Source organism: Prosthecobacter dejongeii, assembly GCF_014203045.1.
Lineage (GTDB): Bacteria > Verrucomicrobiota > Verrucomicrobiia > Verrucomicrobiales > Verrucomicrobiaceae > Prosthecobacter > Prosthecobacter dejongeii.
In genome coordinates, this window is sequence record NZ_JACHIF010000001.1 from 1,253,798 (window position 1) to 1,270,550 (window position 16,753).

General features: G+C 52.2%; 16 protein-coding genes. 5 read left to right on the forward strand and 11 right to left on the reverse strand.

Annotation, left to right across the window (positions count from 1 at the left end; genetic code table 11):
• Window positions 1-5: 5 nt before the first annotated feature.
• From HNQ64_RS04905 to HNQ64_RS04920, 4 genes are all read right to left on the reverse strand, one after another.
• On the reverse strand, window positions 6-551 hold the full coding sequence (locus tag HNQ64_RS04905; RefSeq protein WP_184205940.1) for a hypothetical protein: 546 nt from the start codon (window positions 549-551) through the stop codon (window positions 6-8).
• Entirely contained in the window at window positions 548-1,240 is a 693-nt protein-coding gene (locus HNQ64_RS04910; RefSeq protein WP_184205942.1) for a DUF2637 domain-containing protein, read from the reverse strand. The genes HNQ64_RS04905 and HNQ64_RS04910 overlap by 4 nt, the downstream gene beginning before the upstream one ends.
• Window positions 1,241-1,412: 172 nt before the next feature.
• On the reverse strand, window positions 1,413-2,231 hold the full coding sequence (locus HNQ64_RS04915) for an endonuclease/exonuclease/phosphatase family protein (RefSeq protein WP_184205944.1): 819 nt from the start codon (window positions 2,229-2,231) through the stop codon (window positions 1,413-1,415).
• The gene (locus HNQ64_RS04920; RefSeq protein ID WP_221305333.1) at window positions 2,219-2,662 is read right to left on the reverse strand and encodes a hypothetical protein; all 444 of its coding nucleotides are present in this window, start codon (window positions 2,660-2,662) and stop codon (window positions 2,219-2,221) included. Before HNQ64_RS04920 ends, HNQ64_RS04915 begins: the two co-directional genes overlap by 13 nt.
• 400 nt (window positions 2,663-3,062) lie before the next feature.
• Here HNQ64_RS04920 and HNQ64_RS04925 point away from each other — a divergent pair, with 400 nt between their 5' ends.
• Window positions 3,063-4,364 carry a nucleotide-binding domain-containing protein gene (locus tag HNQ64_RS04925; protein WP_184205948.1) on the forward strand — a complete coding sequence of 434 codons (1,302 nt, stop codon included), beginning with the start codon at window positions 3,063-3,065 and terminating at the stop codon, window positions 4,362-4,364.
• Complete coding sequence (locus tag HNQ64_RS04930) at window positions 4,357-5,004, forward strand: SLATT domain-containing protein (RefSeq protein ID WP_184205950.1); 648 nt, start codon at window positions 4,357-4,359, stop codon at window positions 5,002-5,004. Before HNQ64_RS04925 ends, HNQ64_RS04930 begins: the two co-directional genes overlap by 8 nt.
• Before the next feature lie 434 nt (window positions 5,005-5,438).
• Here the strand turns inward: HNQ64_RS04930 and HNQ64_RS04940 are convergent, their stop codons facing one another.
• From HNQ64_RS04940 to HNQ64_RS04955, 4 genes are all read right to left on the reverse strand, one after another.
• On the reverse strand, window positions 5,439-5,654 hold the full coding sequence (locus tag HNQ64_RS04940) for a tetratricopeptide repeat protein (protein WP_184205954.1): 216 nt from the start codon (window positions 5,652-5,654) through the stop codon (window positions 5,439-5,441).
• Between the two features lie 668 nt (window positions 5,655-6,322).
• A complete protein-coding gene (locus tag HNQ64_RS04945; RefSeq protein ID WP_184205955.1) occupies window positions 6,323-7,501 on the reverse strand; it encodes a primase-helicase family protein in 1,179 nt (392 codons plus the stop codon).
• A gap of 386 nt (window positions 7,502-7,887) precedes the next feature.
• Entirely contained in the window at window positions 7,888-8,643 is a 756-nt protein-coding gene (locus HNQ64_RS04950) for a hypothetical protein (protein WP_184205956.1), read from the reverse strand.
• Between the two features lie 57 nt (window positions 8,644-8,700).
• Window positions 8,701-9,180, reverse strand: a complete 480-nt coding sequence (locus HNQ64_RS04955; protein WP_184205957.1) for a hypothetical protein — start codon at window positions 9,178-9,180, stop codon at window positions 8,701-8,703.
• Window positions 9,181-9,600: 420 nt separating this feature from the next.
• Between HNQ64_RS04955 and HNQ64_RS04960 the strand changes: the two genes are divergently transcribed.
• The 3 genes from HNQ64_RS04960 (at window position 9,601) to HNQ64_RS04970 (ending at window position 12,854) form a co-directional block, all read left to right on the forward strand.
• On the forward strand, window positions 9,601-10,506 hold the full coding sequence (locus HNQ64_RS04960; protein WP_184205958.1) for a hypothetical protein: 906 nt from the start codon (window positions 9,601-9,603) through the stop codon (window positions 10,504-10,506).
• Window positions 10,507-10,822: 316 nt separating this feature from the next.
• Entirely contained in the window at window positions 10,823-12,589 is a 1,767-nt protein-coding gene (locus HNQ64_RS04965) for a recombinase family protein (protein WP_184205959.1), read from the forward strand.
• Complete coding sequence (locus HNQ64_RS04970) at window positions 12,582-12,854, forward strand: hypothetical protein (RefSeq protein WP_184205960.1); 273 nt, start codon at window positions 12,582-12,584, stop codon at window positions 12,852-12,854. Before HNQ64_RS04965 ends, HNQ64_RS04970 begins: the two co-directional genes overlap by 8 nt.
• A gap of 87 nt (window positions 12,855-12,941) precedes the next feature.
• On the opposite strand, the gene cysC is transcribed toward HNQ64_RS04970, so the two are convergent.
• The 3 genes from cysC to HNQ64_RS04985 form a co-directional block, all read right to left on the reverse strand.
• The gene (cysC, locus tag HNQ64_RS04975) at window positions 12,942-13,478 is read right to left on the reverse strand and encodes an adenylyl-sulfate kinase (RefSeq protein ID WP_184205961.1); all 537 of its coding nucleotides are present in this window, start codon (window positions 13,476-13,478) and stop codon (window positions 12,942-12,944) included.
• Window positions 13,479-13,708: 230 nt separating this feature from the next.
• Entirely contained in the window at window positions 13,709-15,613 is a 1,905-nt protein-coding gene (locus HNQ64_RS04980) for a glycosyltransferase family 9 protein (RefSeq protein ID WP_184205962.1), read from the reverse strand.
• A gap of 462 nt (window positions 15,614-16,075) precedes the next feature.
• Window positions 16,076-16,717, reverse strand: coding sequence for a hypothetical protein (locus HNQ64_RS04985; protein ID WP_184205963.1), 642 nt, complete (start codon window positions 16,715-16,717; stop codon window positions 16,076-16,078).
• Window positions 16,718-16,753: the final 36 nt, after the last annotated feature.

Below are 16,753 nucleotides of genomic sequence, written 5' to 3' on the forward strand. Positions count from 1 at the left end.
TGAGCTTAGTTGAGGTCGTGACGGATGGTTTTGCCGTCAGGGGAAAGGCCGAGGAGCCCCAGCACGGTCCGAGCCTGTTTGATCTCTTCAGGAGAGGGCGAACGAGGAGGAATTAGGCCGGTGAATCTCCCCTGGACCGAGTCCAGGCCAGGCACGCTGACAGGTGTGAGTCGTCTGAACTTGCCGTGCTCCGTGCGCTCGATTTTCAGCAGCAAAGCGCGGGAGCCTAGACGGTGTTCCGTCATGATCATGACGGCTTCGATTCGTTCCGTCATCGGCCCTCCGGGTACTTTTGCGATTCGTGCCCAGGACTCAAGTATGGTCGTGACAACTGTAGCATCATTGGCGGTGGCCAGAAGCCGAGCGATTTGAGCGAGCCTATCTTTCGCAGCAGCATCAGCGAGCGCTTCGGAAGCATACTCAATGACGGTGTTTTCATTGCCGATAAGCACCGTTGGCGGAACTGCGCCGTGATCCTTCATCGCACGGACAGCAATTCCACGTGCAAGGGATTCCATCATGAGGGCTTCGTTGTCGGAGAGTTCGTTCATGCGAGTGAAGGAGCGTTGGCGGCCAGGCGGCGGATCGTCGCGATACCAAGCCCGACTTCGCGTGCGATCTGGCGTTTTGGGGTTCCAAGGGCGAGCAGTTGACGAGCCTTTTCCCGGCGTGTGTCCTCAGGGGAACCTTCCGGCTTTTTAGGAGTGGCTTGGGGGCGGACGGGCTTGGGGACTGCCTTGCCTTTGTGAAGGGGAAGGAGCTCGCTCAACGAAAAATGTTTTCCACCCAAGCTGCCGCTGATCTGCCTTAGCAGGCTTTCAAACGACAGGAAGAGCAACACAGGCGGTGTCGCTCCGACAAGTGCTGGCATAAAACCACCTGGAGCATGGGCCATGTTAAAGATTACCGACGCGGCGGTGGAAATCACCACCAGAGACATCGACCACCGGGTATCATAACCGACGATGGAACAGCGCAGTGTGGAGATCGAAAAAACGATGATCGAGCCATCAACGACGACCGGGAACAGCCAAGCCCTCTCACGGGCCAGGGCCCCTGATTCAGCGGCGAAGTGCCAAAGCGCTTCAAAGGACAACGTGAAGGAGGCCAACGCGAGCAGCGTGACGAGGGTCACGGTGAGACCCGATATTATCCGCACGGATTGGTTGGTTCGTAGGATCTCAGGAGAGACGGGGGAGTCGTGTTGCGGGGGCTCGGGCAGAGCATCTTTAAAGGCCATTCATGAAAAAAACATGCCGGAAAATTCTCGTCAATTCCCCCTGACAAACCACCGGTAGGGCTGTTATAGCGCACTGGTTTGGGTGCCAGTTCTCAGGCACCTCCAGCACCGTGGCGGCAAGCTATGCTAGGCGTAATCCGCCTAACATCATGTGCGATAGAGCGGGCGGGCACTATTCCACAATGATATCGACGACAACTGGCCTGTGATCACTTCCCGCCATGTTTAAGACCTGGGCCACGGGCCGCCCGAGGTCTCGCGTGAAGATGTGATCAAAGCAGGCATCTGGATACCGGCCCTCGCCTGCAATCGTGATACGATCCTTGTGAGGCATCCCCTCAAACGTCCAAAAGAACCCTGCTTGCTCAAACTTCCGAAGCGTGCTGTCTCCCACCAAGCTTACCTGGTCATAAGAAGTGTTGAAGTCACCGCAGACTAAAGCCGCCTCTCCTGGCTTAACTTGAGTTTTAACGTGCGCTAACAGCTGCTCGGCAGCGTCCTCCCGTTTGGCCGTGTTTTTGACGGGGTCGCCAAGGTTGCTCTTCAGGTGCAGCCCATAGACGTTGAGAGGCTTTCCAGAGACCTGAAGCCGTGCATAGACATACCCTCGGGGGGCGTTGGCCCAACCTCGTTTCCAGGCCTCCGCCCAAGCTGCATCCGCAGGGAACTTTGAGAGAATGGTGATTTGCTGTTCACCGGGTGTCCCACTGAACCCATCCTGGAAGCGGCTGGTAACGTGGACTTTGAAGCCGGGCAGCTCCTTGGCCAGCTGTTCAGCCGCAGCTTCATTGCGAACCTCTTGCAACACGATGACGTCGGCCCGCAGCTGTGGCAGCACCATGGACACCTCTTTGAAATGCTCGTCACGCTCAGCCTGGGTGGCAGCGGGTTTGCGGCCCGGAAACCACTCAAGGTTCCACGTCGCGACCCGCACCACTTCTGTGGATTGCGCGGAGGCACAGAGGAAGGTTAGCAGAATCAGCCGCCACATATTTTGCAGCCGATGCCTTCGTTGGGACCACAGGCGCGTCCACCTCTAAAGTAACGGCAACCTGAGTTGTGACGTTTGCCGGTTGAGCTGATCGTGTAAGCCATCCCGGATTCACTGGCAGGAAGCTGCGGCGTCAACGATTGCGTGCGAGACGGGACTGGAGAGGGCGTATTAGCGACGGCCTGCCGCCGCAGGTTGGCGTTTTCTTGCTGGAGCTGGGCCACCTGGGCTTCGAGTTCTTTGATGCGGCGCAGCATACTTTCCGGGTCGGGTTTATACTGCGCAAGGAGGCTTGCACGTGACTCCGGCGTCAGTTTATCCAGGGCGATCCGCAGAACGCCGAAGTCGCTCATCACAGTGGCCTCGGTGTCGGTTGTGGAAACGACCCGTCCCTTGAGGCGTGAACCGTCCTTTAACAGGAGTTCGCTCATGACTTCAGCAGCTTGGCCCACTGGCCAAAAGAGGCTGCCGAAGACAAGTATTAGGAGAGCACAGCGATTCATCATCTAACAATGCCAACTAGGCTCCCTTCTGTCCAACAGAATACAGGAGAGCCTAGCGCTTGATGGTTCGCGCAAGACTACCCATCTCCACAAACACAAGCTCACTTCAACAAATTGAGTAGTTACGAGCTTTCCGCTATAAACTTGAAACTTTCAGGATTGGTGGTTCGAAAGCATCGCCGAACCACAGGGGGCGCATTTGCACGAATACCTTTGACTTCAACCGCTTGCCATTATCGGGAACTCACCTACGATGGCACTGGGCGTGAATTGTGCTCCTACCCGGAGACCTTTGTCATGCAGCGCACCCCCACCCAATCAGCCAAAGATGCTTGTATCGGACACATTCAGTGAGTTCCTGGACAACCTGGTAATTCAAAATGCAGGAACAATCAGCCTGCGATACGGTGAACTGACTGCGGCACTGAATAAAAGATTTCGAGACACTGAATCTAAAACCGCGAACACCCTCCAGGTCGGTTCTTTCGGTCGCAAGACAGGCATCAACGGACTGTCGGACCTCGACATGCTCTATATCATGCCGCAAGGAAAATGGGCAACCTACGAAGATGGAGGACAGCTGAGACTGCTCCAGCACGCTAGAGACGCTATAAAAGCTCGCTATCCTTCAACAACCGTCAAAGTGGACCGGCTTGTGGTCACGGTTACCTACACCAATTTCCACGTGGAAGTTCAGCCAGTGTTCGAGCAGGCCGATGGTAGCTACAAATATCCAGACAGTAAGGATGACGGGAGCTGGAAAATTACGAAGCCAAGAGAGGAGATGGAGGAGATCTCCGCAAAGGATACTGCCAAGAACTCAAATCTGAAGAGACTGTGCAAGATGGCGCGTGCTTGGCGGAACAAGCATGGGCTTGAAATGGGTGGTCTTTTAGTGGACACGCTCGCCTACAATTTCTTGTCACAAACTTCCGAGTACGACACGAAGAGCTTTATGTATTACGACTGTCTCAGCCGTGACTTCTTTCTCTACCTGTGGAAGCTTCCTGAACAGGACCGCTATGCTGCGCCGGGCAGCCGACAATGGGTTCGAGTTAAGAAGAAATTTCAACGCAAGGCCAGAAAAGCATACGCACTTTCTGTTGAAGCCATCGAGGCGGAAAAGCAAAAGAACGCGAACGAGAAATGGCGCAAAGTATTTGGTCGGCCATTCCCGCTTCCGACGGAAGCTGTGGAGGAAGCCATTCCGAAATCTGCCTCCAATTGGCGAAATACAGAAGAATTTATTGAAGACAAATATCCAGTGGATATTCGCTACACCCTCAAGCTCGATTGCGAAGTCAAGCAGTCAGGATTCCGCACTAGCCTTCTGCGTAATATGCTTGCGGATAAAACCCCATTATTTGCCAATAAGAGCCTAGAATTTTGGGTGGATAGGATCACCGTTCCAGAACCTTACACCATCAAATGGAAAGTTTTAAACCGAGGAGATGTAGCAAAGCGCCGGGACTGCGTTCGCGGCCAGATCTGGCCAGATGGCGGACGCATGCGAAAGACTGAGACGACGAATTTTAGAGGAGACCACATTGTCGAGTGCTTTGCCATCAAGGACGATGTGGTAGTAGCAAAGGACAGAATCCACGTTCCAATCGAAACCACCAATGACTAAACCAGACCTACAGAAACAAATAGCCCAAGCTGGTTACAATGTCGGGTATGGCGCGAAGCTACATTTAGCTACATTTGATCTTGCAGCCAAAGTTCCAGGATTCATCAGCTTTTTAACCTTTGCTGTTGGTCTTTACTTCCTCCTTTTGGACTTCACAGCGAAGAAATATTTTTCGGCGACTTGTATTATTCTTGGTGTGATCGGCTGGAGGGTCAGCACTTGGGATAGCAGGAAGGATGAATATTCCAAAGTAGGGAGTAAATTAACCGGACTTTTCAATTCCCTGAAGGCGCTATATTATGAAGTCAAGGCGTCCGATTCGCCGGATGTGTCCTCTTTCTCCTCAAGACTTGAAGAGCTCCAGAATGAATACAACTCTACCTGCCTCAGTAATCAGATGCTGTTCAGCGACTGGTATGCACATTACAAATTCTTTTGGCAGCATCAAATCGACTGGATCGATGGTGAATTGCACTTCAAACTTTTCCGGGATAAACTTCCTTTAAGTTTTATGGCTGCGGTCGTCGTGCTAATACTCTGCGTGATTGGCATTTTCATTTGGCATTTTGCTACAGGCTCCTGTGGGCTCTGTTTGAACGGCTACCAGCTTGCAAACGAAGGGTCATGTAGAGCAGTTTAGAGGCCGCTACCCTCTCGTGCTTTATTAGGCGGCCAAATCGTAATCTTGGAAACATAAACGTCTTTTCGGTGTCAGCACTAGGGGCGCAGGTCGGCTGGCGACGTCCTCCCAGTCGGCTGCTGGCACTTTGAAGGCCGCTTTTGCAGCCTGCGGAGAATGGTTAGGCCGGATTAACATGACGTGAGATGACAGGTTTCGGCAGTAAAGTTCTGTCACGGAGCCTCTCATGCAAGCTTCAGGTAGAAGGCTTCATGCCTTTGACCGGCGCTAGTCGTGGGACGACATGGAAGAGCGCCGGTCCGGCAGGAATGGAAATGGGTGATGATTTCACGCTCATTGCATTTTCGGTCTGCGCGCAGTCATCACACAGCAAAAGGGCTCTTGTCAGGTCTATTGACAAGGGCGGCAGTTCTGTGACGGCAGACGCTCCCCAATTACCAGAGGGCGGTCAGGTTGTGATCGCTCAGCGCACGCAGTTTTAGGTCGCTGTTCAGCTCACAAGCTTTGCGTAGGGCCTCCTTGGCGGTCTCGACGGCCCCAGCGTTTAGGTAGGCCACAGCCAGGCCGTACCATGCTTCAGCATTGCTGGGAAAGGCACCCACCAAACAGCGGGCAAGTTTAGAAGCGGCGGCCCAGTCTTTCTGAGTCAAGAGCACCTTAAGGTGAGTTTGAAGCAGCTGGCAGTCTTTTAATCTCACCCATTCTGGGATTTCGAGCAGAAGCCTCAGAGCCTCCTTGGCGTCCCCTAGTTCCAGAAAACCTTCGATGGCATCAAGCCGTCTGAGAAGTTGTGGAGCTGTCATCGCAGCTCTCTCACGCTTTTTGAAGTCGTGCGCAAGCAGCGGGTGGAGTGGTGAGACACCCTTGCCCACGAAACGGCCCGTCGGGGGCCGCCGGCTGTGGGACCTTTAGGTGGAGCGGGTCCACGCAGGAGCAGACGACCCGGCCAAGGGTTTCAGCACTGTCATAGTTTGGTAGGCCTCGCAGTGTCTTCGCGGCGGCTGGCTGCTTTACACGCGAAAGGGTATGGTGAGCGTGCTGTCTTTTCACGGTGACATCCTGGCGCTGGCCCGTTTGCTGCCCCCCTTTCTTTGGGGGGAGTTGGGGCAGTTTCACTCACTCTTTTTCCACACTCTCTTTCGTCACTTTTTCTCGTTCTAACACTCTCCTTAAAAAGGTGCCTTTCTACCTCCCCCATGTCCCCCACCTTTCTCTCTCTCGAACCTCCCCCCGGAGGGGTTGTGTGTGTGGGGGGATAGCGCAAAACAGAAAAAGCGGCCGTGTCCCGCAAGAAGAACACGGCCGCCACGGATGTCGTTTAATCCTCTTCGATCTCCTGGAATATCCCCTGAAAAACGTGCTGTGAAGCCGTTTGCTTTTTGGCGGCATAGTTTTTCAGAGCCTCTGCTTTTGAAGGCCCTCCCTTCTTCGTTTTTGGCTCAAAGTAGATCCGCCAACGACGATTACCGTTAACTTTGGTACCACGCTCCACAATGTCTGGATAGTTATCGGCGAGGGCTTTGATCAAAAGGCCAGCCGAGTGGCGATTGCGGAATTCTCGCCGCCAACCCTGGTCGGCTGGCAGGGACTGAACAAGCACCTCAAAGTCCTTGGAATATCCTTCCCAGCACCACCTCTCCTTCTGAGGATCCTCTTCGCCTCCCAACACCGACATTTTGCCCGCAACGAGAGGCTGGTCCTCCTCCACATAATGTTCACGCAGGCAGCGCAGCAGTTCTCGGTTCGTGTCGGAATTTGAAAGTTCTTCCAGGAGGTCCGGATCCTGGAAAGCCTTCACCCCATACCGACCGTCGGTGATCGCCTCGGGAATCTGGAATTCGTGGAGCAGATAGTAGACGAAAGCTGGCAAGGCCAGCTTATATCGGTTCATCCAGGCGTCTCGCTCTTCGTCGTTGCGGATCGCTGATACTTCCTGGGAACTGTAAGCACAGAGCAGCGCGTATTTGTCCAGGAAATCAGGCTCAGGAGCTGGGAAAACCGCCAGCGAGTCTCGATTACCGAGCATCAGAACGCGCTGAAAGGTCGGAGCCGAGAATGCTTGCCTGTATTTCGGATGGAAACGCCGATTGGGAACCACCAGGAATTCTTTGATGTGCTTGGCAAGTTTGTGACGAGCATCGGCACGAACCGATTCGGCGCTGTCGTCCATCACCAGGAAGACGGAATGAGCGAGTTCGCCCTGAAAATCCGCAGCCCCGGACATGGCAGGGAAGGGATTTTGGATGGTCCCACCAAACAGCTCTGAAAACAGCGTCACAAAGAGGGTTTTGCCCGCCCCAGGAGGTCCGACAATTGCCAGCAACTGAGACGGCCGTAAGCGGGCTTTTTCAACGCCCACTTTCAAACAACGCAGCCCGTCTGAGACAGCAATTTTCAGCCACGATAAGACATAATCGTACTGCTCGGGACGCCTGCCCAAGAAATCCCAGAGATAGGACAGAAGCGGTGCGGGATCGCCTTTTTCTGGAAGGACCATCTTGAAATCCTTTGTAACGAGGAAACGAGTGCCATCCTTGAACTTGGTTAGACCGATGGGGTGCCCTGCCAGAGGCATCACCTGATCCACACCATTTTTGGTAATGATAGAGGCTCGCAGTGCCTCAATCGCGGCGTGTGCATCCTTCTTTGGGATCTCAACGCCCACTGCCCGCAGGGCGGCCTCAAATCCCTGCCAAGGAACAGCGCCAAAATTTCCTTCGCTCTGTGGAAAGTGAAATTTGTTATCACCCGAGGAGTAGAAGATCTGGACGTTGGCAGTGTTTTTTTCAGCGTAGGCTTTGAGGTCCTGGGGCGGAGCAAGACCTGCAGTTTCCAATTGTTTTTGAAGACTCACGATAAGAGATGGAGGTTCCATAGAATGGTTCAGTGTTCAGCGATCGGGTTGAAGTCAGGGGTGGGATTGAGGTAAAGGAGCCGTTGGCGTTGCGCTGGCTGGCCTGCCTCGCGACGCCAAATGCCAGGCACGCGGCTCAATCTCGACGGATTGCCCGTTGAGGGGTCGAATCCGAAATACAGCCGCAGGGTTTTATGGATCTCTTGGGCCTTGTGCGTGTACTCTTCAGCGTTGCTGGCAGAGAGTTTCACCCAGCCGTGGATGCTATTACCGCCTGATGCCACGATGACACAGATGGGAAGCGCAAGCGCAGCCAGCAAACTGACCTGGACGGCCAGAGGAAACGCATCATGCTCAATGAGAAGATGGTCAAACCTGGCAATGTCGCTGTCCTTGGTCACACCTTGCGCGCCGCTGCCTGGCCCGGTGCCTTTGACGGGGTTGATCCGCATGAAAGCACCCTGGTGCTCGCCAAGGATGGCTTCCAGAGACCCAGACTGGGCAATCTGAATCCAATCCTCGGCACGACGGCGAAGATCCGGTCCACTGGGAACAGTTTTAGAGGCTCCAAACTTCGGACGAGCAGCTTTTAATTCCACAATCTCATCGGCATGGAAAAGATTCTCAACCGTCAGGGCAAACTGCTCGGCGGGATCCTCAGGAATCGGTACCGGAGACCGCTGAATTAGGGTCTCCGCATGGAGCCTTTGGGAAGAATTGAGAAGCCTCTCGGCGTTCGCCAGGTATTGCTCAATTCGTGGGGATTTGGGTTTATAATCGGACATAAGTAATCTCGAAGTGAGGCAGGCGGCCAGCGACGACCGCCTGCCTGGTTAATGATTTCAGCCAAAAAGCAGCGTTTTGAGCTCGTCGTTGTTGAGGTTATCCAGCCAATTCTGGAACTTGATTTTCTCTGCATCAGAGCTGTCCGTAAGATGGAGCGCGTAGCGACGCTTCCCCAGACAGAAAATCCTTGGAAGTTTAAGGCCTTTATGTCCAAGGACGTCTCCGAGAGCAATGGCATTGCTAGACGGCAGCGGATGCCCGAGCTTCTTGAGGAGTTCGAACACCGACACTGCTGCCAGCAACTTCACACCACCAGCAGCTTCGATAATCTGGCCCGCATGAGTCTGAACCACCGATGAGATGTATGCACTTTTGGTGCTTATTTGGGCCCGTAGGTGCTTGATCTGACTGGGTGTCCCGATGATGCCTTCAGTATCGTTGGGAGTGAACGGCGGAGCAGTTGGCGCTGCAGGTTCTGACGAAGCCTGGGTTTCAGGCACCGATTCATGGTTATTAATGTTTACGTTCGTTGTCATGATGCGAGGTAGTTATGCAATGTGTTATACTGTTTGTTATCTCGTGTTGGTTCTGTCACGAGGTCAGTATCGATGTCGCTTCATTCACAAGCCTCATGTCCGATGTTCATTTTGAGGAGCACCTCAATATCGGACGCATCATGGTCACCATTCCAGCAGGCCTTTAAGGGCTGAGTCTAACAAGATGCAATACATTCGAAATCACCAAATGATCCGTGATGTTGTATCTCAAACGCCAAATTGGGCAGCCAAATGGCCGCTTGGTGAAGGTTCGAAAAATAAAGATATAACCCAATTAATATTATCTAAGACGGGTGCGTAAGGGTGGCGATTTGACAAGCAAAATATTTCAATTATTAGATTGACATGGCTCAAACACCACACACGAAACCTGCCCCATTAAGTCTGCCATTTGTGACCGTGACTTCGCTTTACAAGTTAGTCGCAGAAGGTCTGAGCCCGACATATCGGATCCAACGACATCTGCTGGCGGACGATACGTTTTCTGTTCCGTTCAATTCAGACAAAGCTGCAGCGTTGGTGAAGAACCCCAATAAACTGGTAGATGATCACTCAGATTCATCGGTGCCAAAATCGGTCTTTGCAAATGCCATCAACCGCATGGAGGAGCGCTTTTCGGCACAGTCGCAACTCATTGACAAGAATCTCGAATTTATCACAAAGCTGCTTGGAGCCTTCGATCAGAAACCTAAGGTGGCTTCAGTAATCTGGGAAGTTTCCCCGGCCATCAGGGACATTACCTCGAAGCCTTATGGAATTGGCCTTTTGAAAGCCATGGGAATGGTCTCCGGCTTGGCGCTTGTTCTGTTAGCTCAGGAGAAAGGCATTTTTGTGGAGGCAAAAGAAACCTATGAATCACGCGGTAAGCCTGGGCAGAAATATATCGTGGCGCTTGACCGACTTTTGGAGCGTGCAGAACGATCTTCCAAAGATCGTCTGATCTCAATCATCTGCAAAAAAGTCAGGCGCGCTTCCGATGTGGAAATTCGCCATGCACTCACCCAATTTATCGAGATGGGGGTTGGGGGCGAGACAGCGAGATGCAGACGTTATTTGGAGAAATTCGTTCCGGCCCTCCTCTGGCCTCTGAATCCTAAAGAAGGGTTTGTGTGGGGTGAGGGGTGTGTGAAGGAGGAGGGCTGCGTGGTTATTGCTGACAGACTCTTTGAACCCGAGGCAGCAGAATCACTTTTCGGTAAGAACAAATCCAGCAAGCTGTGGTGCGATGCGGGGATCACTTTTGCAAAGCTGCTTCGGAAGGAACTTGTTGGTATGGAACGGTGTGTTCCAAGTCCTGCGGTGTAAATTTAATGGATGATACGGATTGATTGAGGCGGTCCGATATAAGGCTAGTCGATGTACTAGACATCGGAATTCAGTTCTTCTGAGAAAGCTGGAGGATTGTCCCATGACCAGGGACAATCCTCCAATCTCCACCGCTCTTGTTCGCGAACTCCTGCTCTCAGTTGAGCGTGAGGAAGCGATTTTGGAACGTCTTCTTTCCGCCGCCAAACAAGGTGCGGCCGAAACCGTGATGCATACCGCACACGAACTTATGGCTCTCAGAGCAGCCGATACACCGCGTAATTGTGCGGCCTGAACGCTTGGTTTTTTTTGACGCATGGCGCTCGCTTTTCCAGTTCCGTCTGACTGCTCTTCGACCGGCATCCCGGTCGCTGAAATTCTACGGGTCAGCACCGAAGAGCAGGCTGCGGACACCCGTGCAGGTCTTGACCGTCAAAGGGCCGTCAACCAAAGGACCATCGAGGTCAAAGGACTCTACCGAGCCCTCACAATCGAGCTGCGTGTTTCGGGAACTGTGGCCGTGCATCACCCGGAAATGCGCCGGGTGCTGGCGATGATTTCAGAGGGCACAATCCGTGGCATCGTATGCTCAGATCTCGACCGGCTCTTTAGGCCCGATCAGCCGCAAGGATTTGCTATTTTGCAGGTCTTCCAGGACATGGATGCGAAGATCTACACGGGGGATTCCGATTACGATCTGCGGACCTCGAGCGGTCTGCTTCAGTCCTCGATCCGGGGGGCCATTGCAGGTTTTGAATTGTCTCTTATCCGTGAGCGTCTGCAGGGGGCCAAGGAGGCAAAAAGACGTCAGGGTAAATGCCCGACCAATGCATACACCTTACCGCTCGGGATTGGCTATGACAGATCCACGGACACCTGGACCTACACACCTGAAATCGCGAAGGTGAAGCTTCTCTTTGATCTGTTCCAGCAGGGGACCCGGAACTATTCGGAACTTGGGCGGCGCATAGGGCTGAGCAACGCTGGGGTCAAGTTTCTCCTGAAGAACCGCCTCTACACGGGCTGGCGCGTCATTGATCAGAAACGTGGGCCAAAGCGCACCAGTGTGACAGGCAAACTTTACCGGGTCAAAGTTGCACGTGCTCCTGAAGATGTGATTCGCAACAAGGTGTTGGACGGCATCATTTCCGAAGAAGCCTTTGAGGAGGTGCAGCGTGAAATCGCCCTCACCAAGTTCAACTTCATTGAGGCGAATCGCTCGTCTCCTATGGTCCATCTGGCGACCGGAGTACTCGCGTGTGGCTGTTGCGGCCAGCCAATGTTTCTGACAAGCCGAAGCCGCACACGGGCGACCTACATTGTCTGCAAGGCCAACCACTACCTGCATAAGAAGGACTTGGGAGGCTGCCGACAGCCCAACCTTCGTGAGGATGAAACGGAAGCAGCCCTTATCAAGCTCGTCGGAGAAGTCCTCGCGACGCCTGAGCGGTTGGTCCAGATCCTGGAGGCGAGCGCCCGGAAAACCCGTGAGCTGATCACGCCATTCTCAAGCGCGGTCGCGCCATCAACGCAAATTGAAGAGCTTAAGCGCCGGGATGCACGCCTCGTGGACGCCTTTGCCCAAGGGGTGCTCTCGGTGGATGAGCTCCGCAGCAAACGTGAGGCCATCCGGAGGGAGCGTGATGCTTTTGAGCAAACGCTGAAACCCAAACCAAGCCCCGACCACGCCTCGTTATTGCTACAGGCCCGGTTGGTCGTGAAGGCGGCCCTTCGCTTTTCCACGATTGGTAACCGCTATCAGCAGAAGGCCATCCTTAATGAGCTGTTTTCAGAAATCCATGTGCGGCATCATGAGATCATCAGTTTCAAGTTCAGGCCTTCTGTGATGGGAGGAAGTGACAGCGCTGACCAGGTTCTTTTGGCGCAGCCTGTAGGTATTGGCAAACCCCCGATGATCGTCCCCGAAGGACACCGCCATTGCATCAAGTGTCTTCAGGTGAAGTCGAAATCGCAATTCTACCGGAAACTGAATCGCTGCAATTCTTGTCGGAAGGCCGCCGACCGCGAGAATTACCAACGAAGAAGAACAACGACGTCTGCCCAGAAACCACTTTATGAATAATCGTCCCTTGATCAGGCAAAACAACATCGCTCAATTTGCTGAAAGCTTGAAGCGAGACAGAGACTATGAGGGCTTGCAGTTGGTGTTGGAAGAGCTCGCGCATAGGCGTAGCACAAAGGCCAAAAGCCTCGAGAAGAAGATCAAAGCGTTTCTTGGCGACGAGCAAACTGAGAAGCCTGTGAGGTTCGCTAAAAAGCTGGATCATCAAATAAGGGAACGAAATTATATATCCAACTCACCCATCTTGTACGCCATGAAAAAGTAAGCGCATACACAACGCCCCAACAAGTCTACCCACTGAACTTGCAAATTATGCGCCAAACGAAACCCCATTGAGTAAGGGGTGCGGGTTTTACGGATGTTTCTTTGTCAATTGAGCCCAAATGAGATCTATGGAGGTAGATACATCATTGTTTTCAGTGTCAATGTGCAACGCTTCGTCGGCAGAAGGTTCTTCAAAGTAGCCGTCGGCACCAGTCAAATTTACCAAATGTCCTTCACGTTGTTTACGGTATAATCCTTTAACATCTCTCGACTGGCATGCATCATATGAACACTTAGCCCAGACCCATAGTGCAGGCGCGTCTTTTAAAATGATCCGCGCAACTTTTCGATATGAGTCAGTGGGGGTAATCAAGGCTGTTACCGTGTAGATGCCAGATTTTGCTGAAAGTGCCGCGACTTCAGCAGCTCTTCGAATGTTTTCTTCGCGTCCTGCGGGACTGAATCCAAGTCCCCTACAAAGGCCTTCTCGTAATTCATCTCCGTCAAGTCTCAGGCATGCTTGCTCTGCTTGAATGAAACGTTGTTGTAGCCCTTTGGCTAAAGTGGATTTGCCTGCACTGGGTAAACCAAAGATCCAAACAACATTAAAATTGAAAGTTAACATATGTGGGCTTGATGAGTGCACACGGAACGGAAATACTGGCACTGCCGTATCAAAGGATTAAGTTATTTAGACTATATAACTATTCTCGAAGTCCATGTTAACGGCTCCTGAATGATGAAATATGAGAGACGATACAATCTTGCTTCACCGATGGCGGGGCCGTCTTAACGTTGTCAAATTCGGATCCAGGGTCCAGCCGGGACGCGTGCAGTATGGAATATTAATTGATGCTATTGGCGGTTGGATTGACGATTAGGCACTTTCTTCTTTGCTGCGCCTGACTTGCGTTTTGGTTGTGATGGGAAGTTTTTCATGATTTTTTGGAGGCTTTTCGACCTCAGTGTGAAAATTTCCTTGGTCAATTCTAAGACGCGTTGGTCGCGACGGATCATAAGGTTGAACAACTTGTCGGACATGAGGTGTTTCCACCGATTCTGAACGTCCATTTGATCTGCCTTGCCATTATACTCTTCGCTATCGAATGAGCTGCCAAATCCGTAGCCTAAAACAGTCTCAGGCTTGTTTTTCTGATGCGGAGCTTTTAGAAAAGAACAGACGGTTGATCTGTATTTTTCACTGGAAAACCATTCATCATAATTAATTAGAACCACATTTTGACGTGGGTTTTTCAATAGGTCTAAATACTCCTGAGCGAATTTTATCCAAGCAAGGTCCATTGCCGGGACGCCTTTCAAATTTCTGTTGAGCAGCTCAATGCACCACAGGTTTTTTGGATCATTCCGCCACTGTTTTATACGGCTGGCGAACAGGTTGAATGGGTTTCGTATGATGACCACATCGATTACTTCGCCGCTTGTCCCTGTTGTGTCAGGTGTCAAAAACTCTTCAATTGCCTGCGAGTATGTGACGTCTTCATAACTATGCACCAAGAGGTCCTTGCTTTCATCAAGCTTGCATATGTCTTGAGTTGCCCTTTTCGTAATCGCGTCGCTGCGCCGCGTGTTTTCGATGATCCCTTGATGGTTCACATCATTGATAAAACACACTTTTCCCGGGTAGAGGCTGCATAGCCAGTCGATAATTGCATGACATCCTGATCGACGCATTCCAACAACTCGAAGCTCAATTTTGTTTGCTGCCGGATTAATGATGCGTTTTCTCGGGATTGGCCTTTGGATCTGCTTTTCTTTAAGCGTTACCAGGTCATCCGTCTGAGCGCTGTTTTGACTTCCCCTGGGCTGCCCGGTCAAATAGAGCTCAATCGAGCGAATGACGTCAGAGCTTGAGATCATATCCATGCACTTGGGGAGAGTGCCCGAGAGGTTTGTGCAAAGAGACTGATCTTTTTCATCGCCGTCGCCAAGGGGCAACGTTCTCGCCCGCCAGCATCCGCCCATTGCGCAGCAGGAGAGCATCCCAATGGTATGCAGAAATTGATGTCCTGGGTACGCCTCCCACTGATTTGGCTCTCGTCCTCCTGCCACTACAACGCAGGGGCGAAAAGCGCCTGGATTACGACGGAATTCAACCGCCGCAGCCAAATGCATCAGGGAGGTCACAGGGCTGATGATTCCGTCTGAATGATAGACTAACCGGACCAACTGACGAAGGTCGGTCTTTCCGCGCAAATCAATGACCCGCTTTAAGGTGGTGTGGCTGTGGTTTTTATCCCCCACTTGGACAAAGGTCAGGCGGCCACGGAAATGATCCACAACTTCTTGCCACCTTTGGTGGTCCCACCATTTGATAGTGAAATCATTTTTCCCTCCGGCTACAACAATCCAAAAAGGGATGTCGGTACCCGTCATTTCGTGTATTTGCGACATCCAGCTTTTTTCTTGAGGTGATAAATGGATATCACCTTTAAAATCTGTTACAGGAATGGGAACACCCAAGGCTTCACTTAAAAACCGGGTAAACCCATGGATAAAGTGATACGCCCCTGTATTGCTCATATTTATCATGGGATAATGGCAAGGTATCACTTCCACATCCGGGTCATCATCTTTCAGTGGTGTAATGTATGGGTTATTGAGCCAGAGATCTCCGCATGGAGTTCTCACATCGGTGATGAATTTTCCGGGGTGTGCCCGGTGCAAGTCTCGGACCGCTGCCGTGAGCATAACAATGTCACCGGGCGATAAGAAATTCTTAAGAATGAGCTTTCGTTGCATCAGGGTATGGATGGCACTTAGCAGTGAAATTGATGGGTTGGACAGGAATTTGTCACAAAATAAAATAAATTTTTCCCAACGCCAGAATTTTCTTGCTTAGATAAAAAAGTTGCTGACCTATGATAGATAAATCCTGTGTCCAGGTTATATATCATCGATATTCATTATGAGCACCTACGTGACGTTTGCGGCAGAAATAGAAAATTCTGGTACGGTTGTTGAAGTCGATCCAGCGGATTACGGTCTGCCGGAAGATGCCACCGTCCTGGAGTTTGGTTTCCCGGAGGCTTCCCTAAACGTAACGTCAGAGCAATGGCTTGCGGCATTGGAGGCAAACAGCGCCTCTATGGATCTTTTAACATCCAAAAACCTGAATGTGCCAACCACCACTGGGACAGGATTTTTGGTGGCTGTAGAAGTTGGTCCGACTTTGCTCGAAGATTCGACTGACACACCTGTGCCTTATTTCACCACTGGTGACAACGGTTCGATTGTTTTCTCTTTTTCGAGCAGTTCGTCCTCATCGAGCAGTTCGTCCTCATCGAGCAGTTCGTCCTCATCGAGCAGTTCGTCCTCATCGAGCAGTTCGTCCTCATCGAGTAGCCCGTCCTCATCGAGCAGTTCGTCCTCATCGAGTAGCCCGTCCTCATCAAGCAGTTCGTCCTCATCAAGCAGTTCGTCCTCATCAAGCAGTTCGTCCTCATCAAGCAGTTCGTCCTCATCAAGCAGTTCGTCCTCATCGAGCAGTTCAGGGTCGTCCAGTTCGGGGTCGTCCAGTTCGGGATCGTCCAGTTCAGGGTCGTCCAGTTCGGGGTCGTCCAGTTCAGGATCGTCCAGTTCGGGGTCGTCCAGTTCGGGATCGTCCAGTTCGGGGTCGTCCAGTTCGGGGTCGTCCAGTTCAGGATCGTCCAGTTCAGGATCGTCCAGTTCGGGGTCGTCCAGTTCAGGATCGTCCAGTTCGGGGTCGTCCAGTTCGGGGTCGTCCAGTTCGGGGTCGTCCAGTTCAGGATCGTCCAGTTCAGGATCATCCGGATCATCTAGCTCAGGCTCTCCTAATCCCAATTTACCGCCGGAACCCCCCGACGAAGCTCCGGCCGCAGGCAACGGGAATCAAAACGGTGGAAATGCACAAAACGGTCA

Excerpts from the sequence above, each read along its gene's own strand:
- HNQ64_RS04905 (WP_184205940.1), bottom strand. The coding sequence starts at position 551 with ATGAACGAACTCTCCGACAACGAAGCCCTCATGATGGAATCCCTTGCA.
- HNQ64_RS04910 (WP_184205942.1), bottom strand. The coding sequence starts at position 1,240 with ATGGCCTTTAAAGATGCTCTGCCCGAGCCCCCGCAACACGACTCCCCC.
- HNQ64_RS04970 (WP_184205960.1), top strand. The coding sequence starts at position 12,582 with ATGAATAATCGTCCCTTGATCAGGCAAAACAACATCGCTCAATTTGCT.
- HNQ64_RS04955 (WP_184205957.1), bottom strand. The coding sequence starts at position 9,180 with ATGACAACGAACGTAAACATTAATAACCATGAATCGGTGCCTGAAACC.
- HNQ64_RS04945 (WP_184205955.1), bottom strand. The coding sequence starts at position 7,501 with ATGGTCCTTCCAGAAAAAGGCGATCCCGCACCGCTTCTGTCCTATCTC.
- HNQ64_RS04950 (WP_184205956.1), bottom strand. The coding sequence starts at position 8,643 with ATGTCCGATTATAAACCCAAATCCCCACGAATTGAGCAATACCTGGCG.
- HNQ64_RS04965 (WP_184205959.1), top strand. The coding sequence starts at position 10,823 with ATGGCGCTCGCTTTTCCAGTTCCGTCTGACTGCTCTTCGACCGGCATC.
- HNQ64_RS04930 (WP_184205950.1), top strand. The coding sequence starts at position 4,357 with ATGACTAAACCAGACCTACAGAAACAAATAGCCCAAGCTGGTTACAAT.
- HNQ64_RS04915 (WP_184205944.1), bottom strand. The coding sequence starts at position 2,231 with ATGTGGCGGCTGATTCTGCTAACCTTCCTCTGTGCCTCCGCGCAATCC.
- HNQ64_RS04925 (WP_184205948.1), top strand. The coding sequence starts at position 3,063 with ATGCTTGTATCGGACACATTCAGTGAGTTCCTGGACAACCTGGTAATT.
- cysC (WP_184205961.1), bottom strand. The coding sequence starts at position 13,478 with ATGTTAACTTTCAATTTTAATGTTGTTTGGATCTTTGGTTTACCCAGT.
- HNQ64_RS04980 (WP_184205962.1), bottom strand. The coding sequence starts at position 15,613 with ATGCAACGAAAGCTCATTCTTAAGAATTTCTTATCGCCCGGTGACATT.
- HNQ64_RS04920 (WP_221305333.1), bottom strand. The coding sequence starts at position 2,662 with ATGAGCGAACTCCTGTTAAAGGACGGTTCACGCCTCAAGGGACGGGTC.